The sequence below is a fragment of the Streptococcus infantis genome, assembly GCF_047464155.1.
Taxonomy (GTDB): domain Bacteria; phylum Bacillota; class Bacilli; order Lactobacillales; family Streptococcaceae; genus Streptococcus; species Streptococcus infantis_U.
Window position 1 is genome coordinate 190,070 of record NZ_JASHCL010000001.1, and the last position, 15,976, is coordinate 206,045.

Annotated in this window: 13 protein-coding genes; 9 read left to right on the forward strand and 4 right to left on the reverse strand. The window is 40.7% G+C overall.

The window, feature by feature from the left end:
- Positions 1–9: 9 nt before the first annotated feature.
- The gene (gene alaS / locus QM810_RS00875; protein WP_414253508.1) at positions 10–2,628 is read left to right on the forward strand and encodes an alanine--tRNA ligase; all 2,619 of its coding nucleotides are present in this window, start codon (positions 10–12) and stop codon (positions 2,626–2,628) included.
- Between the two features lie 83 nt (positions 2,629–2,711).
- Here alaS and gdhA read toward each other — a convergent pair whose 3' ends face one another.
- Positions 2,712–4,058, reverse strand: coding sequence for an NADP-specific glutamate dehydrogenase (gene gdhA, locus QM810_RS00880; RefSeq protein ID WP_414253509.1), 1,347 nt, complete (start codon positions 4,056–4,058; stop codon positions 2,712–2,714).
- Positions 4,059–4,286: 228 nt separating this feature from the next.
- Here gdhA and QM810_RS00885 point away from each other — a divergent pair, with 228 nt between their 5' ends.
- The 6 genes from QM810_RS00885 (at position 4,287) to QM810_RS00910 (ending at position 9,364) form a co-directional block, all read left to right on the forward strand.
- The gene (locus QM810_RS00885) at positions 4,287–5,222 is read left to right on the forward strand and encodes a dihydroorotate oxidase (RefSeq protein ID WP_414253510.1); all 936 of its coding nucleotides are present in this window, start codon (positions 4,287–4,289) and stop codon (positions 5,220–5,222) included.
- A gap of 32 nt (positions 5,223–5,254) precedes the next feature.
- Positions 5,255–6,292: a DNA polymerase III subunit delta gene (gene holA, locus QM810_RS00890; protein ID WP_414253511.1), complete on the forward strand. Its 1,038-nt coding sequence runs from the start codon at positions 5,255–5,257 to the stop codon at positions 6,290–6,292.
- A gap of 69 nt (positions 6,293–6,361) precedes the next feature.
- A complete protein-coding gene (gene sodA, locus QM810_RS00895) occupies positions 6,362–6,967 on the forward strand; it encodes a superoxide dismutase SodA (protein ID WP_414253512.1) in 606 nt (201 codons plus the stop codon).
- A 150-nt stretch (positions 6,968–7,117) separates the two neighbouring features.
- A complete protein-coding gene (locus tag QM810_RS00900; protein ID WP_414253513.1) occupies positions 7,118–8,026 on the forward strand; it encodes a LysR family transcriptional regulator in 909 nt (302 codons plus the stop codon).
- Entirely contained in the window at positions 8,023–8,484 is a 462-nt protein-coding gene (gene lspA, locus QM810_RS00905; protein ID WP_414253514.1) for a signal peptidase II, read from the forward strand. The genes QM810_RS00900 and lspA overlap by 4 nt, the downstream gene beginning before the upstream one ends.
- On the forward strand, positions 8,474–9,364 hold the full coding sequence (locus QM810_RS00910; RefSeq protein WP_414253515.1) for an RluA family pseudouridine synthase: 891 nt from the start codon (positions 8,474–8,476) through the stop codon (positions 9,362–9,364). The genes lspA and QM810_RS00910 overlap by 11 nt, the downstream gene beginning before the upstream one ends.
- A gap of 27 nt (positions 9,365–9,391) precedes the next feature.
- On the opposite strand, the gene ffh is transcribed toward QM810_RS00910, so the two are convergent.
- The 3 genes from ffh to QM810_RS00925 are packed head-to-tail and all read right to left on the reverse strand — an operon-like array spanning position 9,392 to position 11,525.
- Positions 9,392–10,957, reverse strand: a complete 1,566-nt coding sequence (gene ffh / locus QM810_RS00915; protein ID WP_414253516.1) for a signal recognition particle protein — start codon at positions 10,955–10,957, stop codon at positions 9,392–9,394.
- Positions 10,958–10,974: 17 nt separating this feature from the next.
- The gene (locus QM810_RS00920; RefSeq protein WP_414253517.1) at positions 10,975–11,190 is read right to left on the reverse strand and encodes a 2-oxoglutarate:acceptor oxidoreductase; all 216 of its coding nucleotides are present in this window, start codon (positions 11,188–11,190) and stop codon (positions 10,975–10,977) included.
- Positions 11,191–11,192: 2 nt separating this feature from the next.
- Positions 11,193–11,525 carry a putative DNA-binding protein gene (locus tag QM810_RS00925; RefSeq protein ID WP_414253518.1) on the reverse strand — a complete coding sequence of 111 codons (333 nt, stop codon included), beginning with the start codon at positions 11,523–11,525 and terminating at the stop codon, positions 11,193–11,195.
- A gap of 153 nt (positions 11,526–11,678) precedes the next feature.
- Between QM810_RS00925 and rnc the strand changes: the two genes are divergently transcribed.
- Together rnc and smc are read left to right on the forward strand one after the other, a co-directional pair.
- Positions 11,679–12,377, forward strand: coding sequence for a ribonuclease III (gene rnc / locus QM810_RS00930; protein WP_414253519.1), 699 nt, complete (start codon positions 11,679–11,681; stop codon positions 12,375–12,377).
- The gene (gene smc, locus QM810_RS00935; RefSeq protein WP_414253520.1) at positions 12,368–15,907 is read left to right on the forward strand and encodes a chromosome segregation protein SMC; all 3,540 of its coding nucleotides are present in this window, start codon (positions 12,368–12,370) and stop codon (positions 15,905–15,907) included. Before rnc ends, smc begins: the two co-directional genes overlap by 10 nt.
- Positions 15,908–15,976: the final 69 nt, after the last annotated feature.

Consider the following 15,976-nt stretch of genomic DNA (forward strand, 5'->3'; position numbering starts at 1 on the left):
GAGATACATATGAAACAATTATCTAGTGCACAAGTCCGCCAAATGTGGCTTGATTTCTGGGCTACAAAAGGCCACTCTGTAGAACCATCAGTGAGCTTGGTTCCAGTAAATGACCCAACACTTTTGTGGATCAACTCAGGGGTTGCCACTCTTAAAAAATACTTTGATGGAACCATCATTCCTGAAAATCCACGTATTACCAATGCCCAAAAAGCCATCCGTACCAACGATATCGAAAACGTAGGGAAGACTGCACGTCACCATACTATGTTTGAAATGTTGGGGAACTTCTCTATCGGTGATTACTTCCGTGATGAGGCTATCACTTGGGCTTATGAGCTTTTGACAAGCCCTGAATGGTTTGACTTCCCGAAAGACAAACTTTACATGACTTATTATCCAGATGACAAGGATTCATACAACCGCTGGATTGAAGTGGGAGTAGATCCAAGTCATTTGATCCCAATCGAAGACAACTTCTGGGAAATCGGTGCGGGACCTTCTGGACCTGATACAGAAATCTTCTTCGACCGTGGAGAAGCCTTTGACCCAGAAAACATCGGTCTTCGTCTTCTTGCAGAAGATATCGAAAACGACCGTTATATTGAAATCTGGAACATTGTATTGTCACAATTTAACGCAGACCCTGCTGTTCCTCGTAGCGAGTACAAAGAATTGCCACACAAAAACATTGATACGGGCGCTGGTTTAGAGCGTTTGGTAGCGGTGATTCAAGGGGCTAAGACTAACTTTGAAACAGACCTCTTCATGCCAATTATCCGTGAAGTTGAGAAATTATCTGGTAAGGTTTACGACCAAGATGGCGACAACATGAGCTTCAAGGTTATTGCAGACCACATCCGTTCTCTTTCATTTGCGATTGGTGATGGTGCGCTTCCTGGAAATGAAGGTCGTGGTTATGTCCTCCGTCGTCTTCTTCGTCGTGCCTCTATGCATGGTCAAAAATTGGGTATCAATGAGCCTTTCCTTTACAAACTCGTTCCAACTGTTGGAAAAATCATGGAAAGCTACTACCCAGAAGTGCTTGAAAAACGTGACTTTATCGAAAAAATCGTTAAGAGCGAAGAAGAGTCATTTGCTCGTACTCTTCACTCAGGTCAACACTTTGCCCAAGGCATCGTAGCAGACTTGAAAGAAAAAGGACAATCTGTTATTGCTGGTCAGGATGTATTTAAACTCTATGATACATACGGATTCCCAGTAGAATTGACAGAAGAAATTGCTGAAGAAGCAGGAATGACTGTAGACCGTGAAGGTTTCGAAGCAGCCATGAAAGAGCAGCAAGAACGTGCGCGTGCATCTGCTGTCAAAGGCGGATCTATGGGTATGCAAAATGAAACCCTTCAAAACATTACAGTTGAGAGTGTCTTCAACTACAATGCTAGCCAATTGCCTTCTAAATTGGTGGCTATCGTAGCGGATAATGCAGAAGTAGAAACTGTAGCAGAAGGAACTGCATCACTGATCTTTGCAGAAACACCATTCTATGCTGAAATGGGTGGACAAGTAGCTGACCACGGTCAAATCTTGGATGCTGCAGGAAATCTTGTAGCGACTGTAACGGATGTTCAAAAAGCACCAAATGGACAAGCATTGCACACCGTTGAAGTCCTTGCACCGCTTGCTTTGAACCAAGAATACACTTTGGCCATCGATAGCAATCGTCGTCACCGTGTCATGAAGAACCACACAGCGACTCACTTGCTCCATGCGGCTCTTCACAATATCCTTGGCCACCATGCAACTCAAGCAGGTTCACTCAACGAAGTAGAATTCCTTCGCTTTGACTTCACCCATTTCCAAGCCGTGACTCCAGAAGAATTGCGTGCCATTGAACAGCAAGTCAATGAAAAAATCTGGGAAGCCATCGCAGTGGAAACTGTTGAGACTGATATTGATACAGCTAAAGAAATGGGAGCGATGGCCCTCTTTGGTGAGAAATACGGTAAGGAAGTCCGTGTTGTAACGATTGGTGACTACTCAGTTGAACTTTGTGGTGGTACTCACGTAGGTAACACTTCTGAAATCGGTCTCTTCAAGATTGTCAAGGAAGAAGGGATCGGATCAGGAACTCGTCGTATCTTGGCAGTGACTGGTAAGGAAGCCTTTGAAGCTTATCGTGAACAAGAAGATGCACTGAAAGCAGTCGCAGCAACCTTGAAAGCTCCTCAACTCAAAGAAGTACCTCACAAGGTTGAAGGACTTCAAGAGCAACTCCGTCAATTGCAAAAAGAAAATGCAGAATTGAAGGAAAAAGCGGCAGCAGCGGCAGCCGGCGATGTCTTCAAGAATGTTCAAGAAGCAAACGGCCACCGTTACATTGCTAGTCAAGTTTCTGTATCAGATGCAGGTGCTCTTCGTACCTTTGCAGATAACTGGAAGCAAAAAGACTATTCGGATGTGCTTGTTCTTGTCGCAGCCATCGATGACAAGGTCAACCTTCTTGTAGCCAGCAAGACAAAAGACATACACGCAGGTAACTTGGTTAAAGAATTAGCTCCAATCGTTGATGGACGTGGTGGTGGTAAACTAGACATGGCCATGGCAGGAGGAAGCAACCAAGCCAAGATCCAAGAATTATTGGATGCAGTAGCAGGTAAATTGTAATCAAAAAATACCTATCCATTTGGATAGGTTTTTTTGGCATTAGAAAAACTCCCCACGAATAGTGAGGAGTTCATTTTTTAGAATTAAACAATCCCTTGGGCAATCATAGCATTTGCTACGTTTTCAAAGGCTGCAATATTTGCACCTGCAAGGTAGTCAGTACCAAGACCGTATGTTTCTGCAGTTGTTTTAGCTGTGTTGAAGATGTTAGTCATGATGTCTTTGAGACGTCCGTCAACTTCTTCACGTGTCCATGAGAGGCGAAGGCTATTTTGGCTCATTTCAAGCGCTGATACAGCTACACCACCAGCATTAGCAGCTTTGGCAGGTCCATAAAGGATTCCGTTTTCCTTGTAGACTTTGATAGCATCAAGGTCACTAGGCATGTTGGCACCTTCGGAAACAACTTTGACACCTTGAGCAACCAAGCGTTTCGCAGCTTCACCGTTAATCTCGTTTTGAGTCGCACATGGAAGAGCGATATCGTAGTTACCAGTGTAAGTCCATACAGAACCTTCATAGTAAGTAGCAGTAGCTTTTTCTGCAGCGTACTCAGTTAAACGAGCACGACGGTTGTTTTTAACATCTGACAAAAGGTCGAAGTCGATACCATTTTCATCAATGACATAACCATTTGAGTCAGATACAGAAATAACTGTAGCACCAAGTTCAGTTGCTTTTTGAAGGGCAAACTGAGCAACGTTACCAGAACCAGAAATAACCACTTTCTTACCTGCAAAACTGTTTCCGTTTGCTTTGAGCATTTCTTCAGTGTAGTAAACCAAACCGTAACCAGTCGCTTCTGGACGAATCAAGCTACCACCAAATCCAAGAGGTTTACCAGTCAAGACACCAGCATCAAATTGGTTAAGGCGTTTGTATTGTCCATAAAGGTAACCAATTTCACGCCCACCAACACCGATATCACCAGCAGGTACGTCAAGAGATGGTCCGATGTATTTTTGCAATTCAGTCATGAAGCTTTGGCAGAAACGCATCACTTCAGCATCAGTTTTACCTTTAGGATCAAAGTCTGATCCACCTTTACCTCCACCGATTGGAAGTCCAGTCAAAACGTTTTTAAAGATTTGTTCGAATCCGAGGAATTTCAAGATCCCTTGGTTAACAGTTGGGTGGAAACGAAGTCCGCCTTTATATGGTCCAACAGCTGAGTTGAATTGAACACGGTAACCACGGTTAACTTGAACTTTTCCATCACGGTCAACCCAAGGAACACGGAAAGAAATTACGCGCTCAGGTTCAGTGATACGTGCCAAGATATTTTCTTCAATATACTCAGGGTGTTTTTCAAAGACAGGCTCCAAAGTGCTGAAGAATTCTTCAACCGCCTGGAGAAATTCAGCCTCATGCCCGTTACGAGCTTTTACAGTTTCAAACACGCTTTGGATATATTCTTTAGCAGATGTCATATCGTTCTCCTTTTTGTTGTCATATTTTATTACATGAGACATTATAGCAGAAAAATTTTTTACTGTAAAGGAAAAAACACAAATTTTCTAAAAATTCTTTCAATTTAGCAACAGCTCTATTTTTCAGCTAAAAAAGCCAATATTTTTATGAGGTTAGTTTTATTAAAAGGGTCCTATCAAAGTATGGTATAATAGTAGAGATATAAAGGAATCTGGAGGAATAGAATCATGGTATCAACTAAAACACAGATTGCTGGTTTTGAATTTGATAATTGCTTGATGAATGCAGCAGGAGTAGCCTGTATGACAGTTGAGGAATTGGAAGGTGTCAAAAATTCAGCAGCAGGAACCTTTGTCACTAAGACTGCAACCTTGGAATTTCGTCAGGGAAATCCTGAACCACGCTATCAAGATGTTCCACTTGGTTCTATTAACTCTATGGGGCTGCCAAATAATGGTTTAGACTATTATTTGAACTATCTATTGGAATTGCAAGAAAAGGAACCAAATTGTACCTTCTTTCTATCTTTAGTTGGAATGTCTCCAGAGGAAACTCATACCATCTTAAAAAAAGTGCAAGAAAGTGATTTCCGTGGTTTAACCGAACTCAATCTCTCATGCCCAAATGTTCCAGGTAAGCCTCAGATTGCCTATGATTTTGAAACAACAGACCGTATCTTGTCAGAAGTCTTTGCCTACTTTACAAAACCTCTTGGAATTAAGCTTCCACCTTATTTTGATATTGTTCACTTTGACCAAGCGGCAACTATTTTTAACAAATACCCACTCAAATTCGTCAACTGTGTCAACTCTATTGGAAATGGTCTTTATATAGAAGATGAGTCTGTCGTGATTCGTCCTAAGAACGGCTTTGGTGGAATTGGTGGAGAATACATCAAACCAACTGCCCTTGCCAACGTCCATGCCTTTTATCAACGCTTAAATCCTCAAATTCAAATCATCGGAACTGGTGGAGTTTTAACGGGTCGTGATGCCTTTGAACATATCCTATGTGGTGCCAGCATGGTACAAGTAGGAACTACTCTTCATAAAGAAGGTGTAGGTGCTTTTGAGCGTATTACAAAGGAACTAAAAGAAATTATGAAGGAAAAAGGATACCAAAGCCTAGAGGATTTCCGCGGAAAATTGAATTATATGGATTAAAAAGAAACTAAATTAAAAAGAAAGGAGAATAAATGCTAGCCATAGAAGAAAGTCGAAAGCTATCCTTAGCGAACCTTCCTAGTTTGACCCTGTTTACAGGGGCTGATCAAGGCCAGTACGACATCATGAAAACTCAGGTTCTAAAGCAAATCGGATACGATCCTGCAGATTTGAACTTTGCTTATTTTGATATGAAAGAAGTAGACTACAAAAACTTGGAGCTAGAGTTGGTCAGTCTTCCTTTCTTTGCGGATGAAAAAATTGTTATTTTAGATCATTTTGTCGATATAACGACAGCTAAAAAACGTTATCTAACTGATGATGAACTTAAGTCTTTTGAAGACTATCTAGAAAATCCTTTACCTTCTAGTAAACTAGTCATTTTTGCTGAAGGGAAGTTGGATAGTAAGAGACGTTTGGTCAAATTGCTCAAGCGGGATGCGACAGTTTTTGAAGCCATCGAGCCAAAAGAGCAAGAAATACGAGCTTATTTTCAAAAGTGGGCTCAGGAATTAGGACTTACCTTTGCTGGAAAATCCTTCGAACAGTTGCTTATCAAATCAGGTTTTCAATTCAGTGAAATTCAAAAAAATCTACTCTTCCTACAGGCCTACAAGGATAATGGTGTCATTACAGAAGAAGACATTGTTGAAGCCATACCAAAGACTTTGCAGGATAATATCTTTGATTTAACTCAATTGATTTTAGGGAAGAAAATCGATCAGGCACGTGATTTAGTGAAGGATTTGACCTTGCAGGGAGAAGATGAGATTAAACTGATTGCCATAATGCTGGGGCAGTTCAGACTCTACACACAAGTTAAAATTTTGCAAGAGTCTGGTCAGACAGAATCTCAGATGGTCAGCAGTTTAGGTCGCTATCTTGGTCGCAATCCTAATCCTTACCAAATCAAATTTGCCCTTCGTGACACACGAGCTTTGTCCTTGAATTTCTTACAGGATTCTATCCGTTATCTCATCCAAGCAGATTATCAAATTAAGACTGGTGTTTACGAAAAAGGCTACCTGTTTGAGAAGGCTTTGTTGCAAATTGCAAGCCAGTCAAATTGAGCAAATAACTTGAAAAAATAGGTTGTTTGCGTTATCATTTTTATATAAAAAGAAAAAGAGGTATTACAGATGGCTATTATCTTACCAGATCTTCCATACGCTTACGATGCATTGGAACCATACATTGATGCTGAAACAATGCACTTGCACCATGACAAACACCACCAAACATACGTAAACAACGCAAACGCAGCTCTTGAAAAACACCCTGAAATTGGTGAAGACCTCGAAGCTTTGCTTGCTGACGTAGAATCAATCCCAGCTGATATCCGTCAAGCGCTTATCAACAATGGTGGTGGACACTTGAACCATGCTCTTTTCTGGGAATTGATGTCTCCTGAAAAGACTGCTCCTTCAGCAGAACTTGCAGCAGCCATCGATGAAACTTTCGGTTCATTCGAAGAATTCCAAGCAGCCTTCACTGCAGCAGCAACAACACGTTTTGGTTCTGGATGGGCATGGTTGGTTGTTAATAAAGAAGGTAAGCTTGAAGTGACTTCAACAGCAAACCAAGACACACCAATCTCAGAAGGAAAAAAACCAATCTTGGGCTTGGACGTTTGGGAACATGCCTACTACGTGAAATACCGCAACGTTCGTCCTGACTACATCAAAGCTTTCTTCTCAGTTATCAACTGGAACAAAGTAAACGAACTATACGCAGCAGCGAAATAAATTTGACAATAACACCTTTGGTTAGAATTCTATCTACCTTAAAAGGTGTTTTTTGTTTGCTCTGATAAGAAGTACCTGTCTCATGATTTTCCTTTGTTGGATAGGCTTGATTTATGGTATAATGATAAGATAGAAATCGAAGGAGAAAACATGAATATTCAACAATTACGCTACGTTGTGGCTATTGCTAATAGTGGTACTTTTCGTGAAGCAGCTGAGAAGATGTACGTTAGCCAACCGAGTCTATCTATTTCTGTAAGAGACTTGGAAAAAGAGCTCGGTTTCAAGATTTTTCGCAGAACCAGTTCTGGAACTTTCCTTACTCGTCGCGGTATGGAATTTTATGAAAAGGCACAAGAATTGGTCAAAGGATTTGATGTTTTCCAGAACCAGTATGCCAATCCTGAAGAGGAAAAGGATGAGTTTTCAATAGCCAGCCAGCACTATGATTTCTTGCCACCAACCATTACAGCTTTTTCGCAACAATACCCTGAATATAAGAATTTCCGTATTTTTGAATCTACAACTGTTCAAATTTTGGATGAAGTAGCCCAAGGACATAGTGAGATTGGGATTATCTATCTCAACAATCAAAACCAAAAGGGAATCATGCAACGGGTTGAAAAGCTAGGACTTGAAGTGATTGAATTAATTCCTTTCCAAACTCATATCTATCTACGTGAAGGACATCCCTTAGCCAAGAAAAAAGAGTTGGTTATGGATGATTTGGCTGATTTACCAACAGTTCGATTCACACAGGAAAAGGATGAGTATCTTTATTATTCAGAGAACTTTGTGGATACCAGTGCTAGCTCTCAAATGTTTAACGTAACTGACCGTGCTACCTTAAATGGGATTCTTGAAAGAACAGATGCTTATGCGACTGGTTCTGGATTCTTAGATAGCGATAGTGTGAACGGAATTACGGTTATTCCATTAAATGATAATCTCAATAATCGCATGGTTTATGTGAAACGTGAAGAAGTAGACTTGAGTCAAGCGGGAACCTTATTTGTAGCGGTTATGCAAGAGTATTTTGATCAGAAGAGGAAAGCATGAAAAAAAGAGGAATAGTAGCAGGGATTATAGTAGCCTTGATTGTCTTAGATCAATTGGTAAAGGCTTATGTCGTTCAGAATATTGCTCTTGGTGAAATCAAATCATGGGTCCCAAATCTAGTTAGTTTAACCTATCTGCAAAATAGGGGGGCAGCTTTTTCTATGCTTCAAGATCAACAGTGGTTTTTTGCGGTGATTACTCTAGTAGTAATGGCAGGGGCTATCTGGTATCTTCATAAGCATATAGAGGATTCCTTCTGGACAGTCTTTGGATTGGTCTTGATTATTGCAGGTGGTCTTGGGAACTTTATCGATCGCATCAGTCAAGGATTTGTCGTGGATATGTTCCACTTAGACTTTATTAATTTCGCAATTTTCAATGTAGCCGATAGTTATCTGACTGTAGGAGTAGTTGTGTTATTGCTTGCAATGCTAAAAGAGGAAATGAATGGAAATTAAAATTGAAACAGGCGGACTACGCTTAGATAAGGCTTTGTCAGATTTGACAGAACTGTCCCGTAGTCTTGCCAATGAACAAATCAAGTCTGGTCAGGTCTTGGTCAATGGTCAGGTAAAAAAAGCTAAGTACTCGGTTCAAGAAGGGGATGTTATCACTTATCAAGTTCCAGAACCAGAAGTTTTAGAGTATGTAGCTGAAGATATTCCTTTAGAAATCATTTATCAAGATGAGGATGTAGCAGTAGTTAACAAACCTCAGGGGATGGTTGTTCATCCAAGCGCTGGTCATACCAGTGGTACCTTAGTGAATGCCCTCATGTACCATATCAAGGACCTATCAGGCATTAATGGTGTGCTGCGCCCTGGGATTGTTCATCGTATTGATAAGGATACGTCTGGTCTCTTGATGATTGCTAAAAATGATGAAGCGCATATGGCACTGGCTCAAGAATTGAAGGACAAGAAATCTCTTCGTAAGTATTGGGCTATTGTTCACGGTAATCTTCCAAATGACCGTGGAGTCATTGAAGCGCCGATCGGACGTAGCGAAAAAGATCGTAAGAAACAAGCTGTGACTGCAAAAGGTAAACCAGCAGTGACACGTTTCCAAGTCTTGGAACGCTTTGGTGATTATACATTGCTGGAATTGCAACTGGAAACAGGGCGGACTCATCAAATTCGTGTACACATGGCTTATATCGGTCATCCTGTCGCGGGGGATGAGGTTTATGGTCCTCGTAAAACTCTGAAGGGGCATGGACAATTTCTCCATGCTAAGACACTTGGTTTTACCCATCCAAGAACTGGTGAAACCATGGAATTTACTTCCGATATCCCAGCTATCTTTAAAGATACTTTGGAAAAACTTCGAAATAACTAAACAAAAAAGGACTCAGCTGAGTCCTTTTTATTTACGTTTTTTCTTGGCTTTTTTCATTTTGTTGGCCATGCGTTTCATGGATTGTTTCATGGCAAATTCTCCGATTTTACCCTTGAGACCTCCACCAAGCATCTGGCTCATATCCGGCATTCCGGCTCCTCCAAGAGCGGACATATCAGGCATACCACCTTGTCCCATCATACCTTCAAGGGCTGACATATCCATGCCGCTAGGCATATTCTTAGGAAGATTATTAGGGTTGATGCCCATTTGTTTCATCATCTTGTTCATATCACCAGACATGACACCTTGCATGAGTTGCTTGGCTTGGTTAAAGTCCTTAATGAACTTGTTGACTTCGATGAAGGTATTACCAGAACCAGCAGCGATACGACGACGACGGCTTGGTGTGAGCAAATCTGGATTTTCACGTTCTTCCGGAGTCATAGAAGACACGATAGCACGTTTGCGAGCAATTTGTTTTTCATCCACCTTCATATTTTGTACGGCAGGGTTATTGGCCATACCAGGAATCATCTTGAGCAAATCTTCCATTGGCCCCATATTTTGTACCTGATCTAACTGATCAATGAAATCGTTGAAATCAAAGGTGTTTTCTCGCATCTTCTCAGCCATTTCAAGGGCTTTTTGCTCATCGTATTCTTGGGAAGCTTTCTCGATCAGAGTCAGCATATCTCCCATACCGAGAATACGGCTAGCCATACGGTCTGGGTGGAAAGTTTCAATATCGGTAATCTTTTCACCAGTACCAGTGAACTTGATTGGTTTACCAGTGATATGGCGAACAGAAAGGGCAGCACCACCACGAGTATCCCCATCAATCTTAGTAAGGATAACCCCAGTAACTTCTAATTGTGCGTTGAATTCACGTGCAACGTTGGCAGCTTCCTGACCAATCATGGCATCGATGACCAAGAGAATTTCATTTGGTTGAGCCAAGGCTTTAACATCACGAAGCTCATTCATGAGAAGCTCGTCGATCTGTAAACGACCGGCTGTATCAATCAAGACATAGTCGTTATGGTTGGCTTTAGCTTGCTCCAAACCTTGGCGAACAATCTCAACTGCAGGCACTTCAGTCCCAAGAGCAAAGACAGGAACATCAATTTGTTGTCCCAGTGTTTTGAGCTGGTCAATAGCAGCAGGACGATAGATGTCGGCCGCAATCATTAAAGGACGAGCATCCTCTTCCTTTTTGAGTTTGTTAGCGAGCTTTCCTGCGAAGGTTGTTTTACCAGCACCCTGCAAACCGACCATCATGATAATGGTTGGGATTTTTGGAGACTTAATAATCTCAGCTGTATCAGAACCAAGAACTTCCGTCAACTCTTCATTAACAATCTTGATGATTTGTTGAGCAGGATTAAGGGTATCAATGACTTCGTGCCCAATCGCGCGTTCACGAATTTTTTTGATAAAGTCCTTAACCACTGGCAAAGCAACGTCGGCTTCTAAAAGAGCCAGACGAATTTCCTTGGTTGCTTCTTGAATATCACTCTCTGTGATTTTTCCTTTTTTACGTAGATTTTTAAAGACGTTCTGCAAACGTTCTGTTAAATTTTCAAATGCCATATTTTTCTCCTATTTACTCAATTCAGTGGAAATCGTCCGAAATGTTGCAAACACTCTAGTTCTTCGGGTGTGGCTTCTTTCATGATTTCATTTGGATATCCCCAACAGCTAAAACCTATTTGCATAGCTTTGGAGATATCATTGGGCGAGATAATCTGTAGTCGACTAGGAAATGGTTCCTCTGCGGCTAATAGTTTGCAAGGTATTCCTTGATAAATGACGAGATTGCCCATAATTACTCCCGATTGTCAATACTTGTTAAAATCTCAAGTTGCTCTTGTAGAAAAGTATCTTCTGGATAACGCTCCAAAATCTGATCAAAAATCTGACTGCGGACAATGTAGTCAGAGTACATATGAAGCTTCATTTCATAATCTTCCAGTATCTTTTCTGTACGTTTGATATTGTCATAAACAGCCTGGCGACTAACGCCGAACTCTTCAGCGATTTCAGCCAAACTATAGTCATCTGCATAGTAGAGTTCGATATAGTTCATCTGCTTATCAGTCAAAAGAGCTGCATAAAATTCAAACAGAGCATTCATTCGATTGGTTTTTTCAATTTCCATAAGATTTATTATACCAAAAAATAGCCTGAACTGCTAGTAATGGATTGATTTTAGAGATAAGTGAGAAAAAGTCGTTTTAACGGTTATTTTCTGACTATGAATCCTTTTTTTGGTATAATGGAATGTATTATAATGTTTTAGAAAGAGGTTCTTATGAAAGAATTAGAAACCGTGTTAGAGCAACGTTTTGAGCTTGTTTTTTCAAATAAACAATTACTTGAAACAGCTTTTACTCACACTAGTTATGCAAACGAGCACCGCCTCTTAAAAATTTCACACAATGAACGCTTGGAATTTTTAGGAGACGCTGTTCTGCAATTATTGATTTCAGAATACCTGTACAAGAAATATCCTAAAAAACCAGAAGGTGATTTATCTAAACTTCGTGCCATGATTGTTCGCGAGGAGAGTTTAGCTGGTTTTGCGCGTGATTGCCAGTTTGATCAGTTTATCAAGCTAGGCAAAGGAGAAGAAAAATCAGGTGGTCGCAATCGTGATACCATCTTGGGAGATGCCTTCGAAGCCTTTTTGGGTGCCCTGCTTTTAGATAAGGATCTACTTACGGTAAAAGAGTTTATCTACCAGGTCATGATACCGAAGGTTGAGGCTGGTGATTTTGAGATGATTAAAGACTACAAGACTCACCTCCAGGAATTGCTTCAAGTAAATGGGGACGTTGATATTCGTTATCAAGTGATATCAGAGATTGGACCTGCCCATGATAAGATGTTCCAAGTGGAAGTCCTTGTTGAAGGGAAAAGTCTTGGAACTGGTCAAGGACGCTCAAAAAAATTGGCCGAACAAGAAGCCGCTAAAAATGCAGTTGAGGAAGGACTGGATTCATGTATTTAAAAGAAATTGAGATTCAGGGGTTTAAGTCCTTCGCTGATAAGACCAAGGTTGTTTTTGACCAAGGAGTAACAGCAGTTGTAGGACCCAATGGTTCTGGAAAATCTAACATCACAGAAAGTTTACGCTGGGCTCTTGGGGAATCCAGTGTCAAAAGTCTTCGTGGTGGGAAGATGCCTGATGTTATCTTTGCAGGAACAGAAAGTAGAAAACCATTAAACTATGCTTCTGTAGTTGTTACTCTAGATAATCAGGACGGTTTCATCAAGGATGCAGGACAGGAAATCAAGGTGGAGCGTCATATCTATCGTACTGGGGATAGTGAATACAAGATTGATGGGAAAAAAGTCCGTCTTCGTGATATTCATGATCTTTTCTTAGATACTGGACTTGGGCGCGATTCCTTCTCCATCATTTCCCAAGGGAAGGTCGAAGAAATCTTCAACTCTAAACCTGAGGAGCGTCGTGCTATCTTTGAAGAAGCGGCTGGAGTTTTAAAATATAAAACTCGTCGTAAAGAGACGGAAAGTAAACTGCAACAAACTCAAGACAATTTAGACCGCTTGGAAGATATCATCTATGAGTTAGACAATCAAATCAAGCCCTTAGAAAAGCAAGCAACAACAGCTCGTAAATTTATAGAATTAGATAGTCAACGTAAAGCTATCTACTTGGACGTTTTGGTTGCACAAATTCAAGCAAGTAAAGCTGAATTGGATCTAACAGAAGAAGAATTAAACCAAGTTCAAGAACTTTTGACGAGCTACTATCAGAAACGTGAAGAGTTAGAAGAAGAAAATCAAACACTAAAAAAGAAACGTCATGATTTGCAAGCTGAAATGTCAAAAGACCAGTCCACACTGATGGATTTGACTGGTCTAATCAGTGAATTAGAGCGTAAGTTAGCCTTGTCAAAACTGGAAACAGAGCAAGTCGCTCTCAATCAACAAGAAGCTCAAGCACGATTGGCTAGTTTGGACGAAAAGAGAAATGCTCTCATTCAGGAGAAGGAAGAAAAAGAAGCAAATCTCAGTCAGTTAGAAGAAAATTTAGCGGTCAATACTAAGGAACTCAATCGTTTAGAAGCAGAATTATTAGCTTTTTCTGATGATCCAGATCAAATGATTGAGCAATTGCGTGAACGTTTCGTGGCATTCTTACAGGAAGAAGCGGATGTCTCTAACCAATTAACAAGGATTGAAAATGACCTTGAAAATAGTCGCCAACAGACTCAAAAGCAAGAAGAACAATTAGAATCCTTGAAGGAACAATTGGCTTCTGCCAAGTCCAAGGCTAGTGAGCAAGAGCTTGCCCTTAAATCAGCTAAAGAAGAAGTACAAAACTTACTTGCTGAATACCAGACCAATGCCAAGCAAGAAGAAGAACAAAAGCAGGCTTATCAAAGTCATCAAAATCAACTCTTTGACCGTTTGGATAGTCTGAAAAACAAACAGGCCAAGGCACAAAGTTTGGAAAATATTCTTAAAAACCACAGTAATTTTTATGCGGGTGTCAAGAGTGTTCTCCAAGAAAAAAATCACTTGGGTGGTATTATTGGAGCAGTTAGTGAACATTTAACCTTTGATGTTCGTTATCAGACAGCTCTTGAAATTGCACTTGGTGCAAGTAGCCAACACATCATCGTTGAAGATGAACAGGCAGCGACTAAAGCTATCGATTTCCTTAAGCGAAACCGAGCTGGTCGTGCGACTTTCCTACCTTTGACAACCATTAAGGCTCGTAGCATTTCAGGTCAAAACCAAGATGTGATTGCCTCAAGTCCAGGTTTTCTTGGTATGGCAGATGAACTGGTTACCTTTGATGCCAAGCTTGAAGCTATCTTTAAAAATCTGCTAGCTACCACAGCTATCTTTGATACAGTTGAGCATGCGCGTGATGCTGCTCGTAAGGTACGCTATCAAGTTCGTATGGTTACGCTAGATGGTACAGAATTGCGAACAGGTGGTTCTTATGCTGGTGGTGCCAATCGTCAAAATAACAGCATCTTCATCAAGCCTGAATTAGAGCAGTTGCAAAAAGAGATTGCTCAAGAAGAAAAGCTCCTTCGTCAGGAAGAAGAAAATCTGAAGTCAGTTCAAGAAGCTTTGGATACTCTTAGTCAAACTTTGGAGACCATTAAGTCCCAAGGAGAGCAAGCTCGTATCCAGGAACAAGGCTTGTACCTAGCTTATCAACAAACTAGCCAGCAGGTCGAAGAACTCGAAACACTTTTAGAACTTCAGGAAAAAGAATTAAACAATCTCAGAGGTGGAGATTGGCAAGCTGAAAAAGAAAAATGCCAGGAACGTCTCGCAGTTATTGCAACTGAAAAGCAAAAGCTGGAATCTGAAATCGAAGAAATCAAGTCCAATAAAAATGCTATTCAGGAACGTTACCAAATCTTGCAGGATAAACTTTCTCAAGAACGTCTTCTCAAAACAGAAATGATAGGGCGAAAACGTTACGAAGTTGCAGATATTGAACGGATTAACAAAGAGCTTGAATACCTTGATATGGAGCAAGATGAAATCGAACGCCTTCTCCAAGAAAAGGTAGACAATCTTGAAAAAGTTGATACAGAACTTTTAGCCAAGCAGGAAGCAGAAGCTAAGAGTCAAAAAGAAGAAATTCAACAAGGACTCATTCGTAAGCAGTTTGAACTAGACGACATTGAGGGACAATTGGATGATATTGCAAGTCATTTAGAACAAGCTCGTCAGCAAAATGAAGAATTGATTCGTAAGCAAACACGAGCGGAAGCGACTAAAGAGAAGATTACAGATCGTCTTCGCTATCTTCAAGGTCAACTGACTGAAGAATACCAGATTAGTTATACAGAAGCTTTGGAGCAAGCCAATCCGTTGGAAGATTTGGCAATCGCTGAACAAAAGGTTAAGGATTTGGAAAAATCCATTCGTTCACTTGGTACGGTTAATTTGGATGCCATTGAACAGTTTGACGAAGTACACGAACGCTTGGAATTCTTGAATACTCAACGAGATGATATTCTTTCTGCTAAGAATTTGCTTCTTGAAACCATTACAGAGATGAACGATGAAGTGAAGGAACGATTTAAATCAACCTTTGAAGCTATTCGTGAGTCCTTTAAAGTGACCTTTAAGCAGATGTTTGGTGGTGGGCAAGCAGACCTAATCTTAACCGAAGGAGATTTATTGACAGCAGGTGTTGAAATCTCTGTTCAACCGCCAGGTAAGAAAATCCAATCTCTCAATCTCATGAGTGGTGGAGAGAAGGCCTTGTCAGCTCTAGCTCTACTTTTCTCAATCATTCGTGTCAAGACCATTCCATTTGTTATCTTGGATGAAGTAGAGGCTGCACTCGACGAAGCTAACGTTAAACGCTTTGGGGATTATCTCAACCGATTTGATAAGGATAGCCAGTTTATCGTTGTTACCCACCGTAAGGGTACAATGGCAGCTGCAGATTCTATCTATGGAGTAACCATGCAAGAATCTGGTGTATCTAAGATTGTCTCTGTCAAACTAAAAGATTTAGAGAATATGGATGCTTAGTCAGTGCTCGTTACAAACTTTCAAGCTAAGCATTTAGAATGACCTTTAAGAAGTCAGAAGGGTTACAAA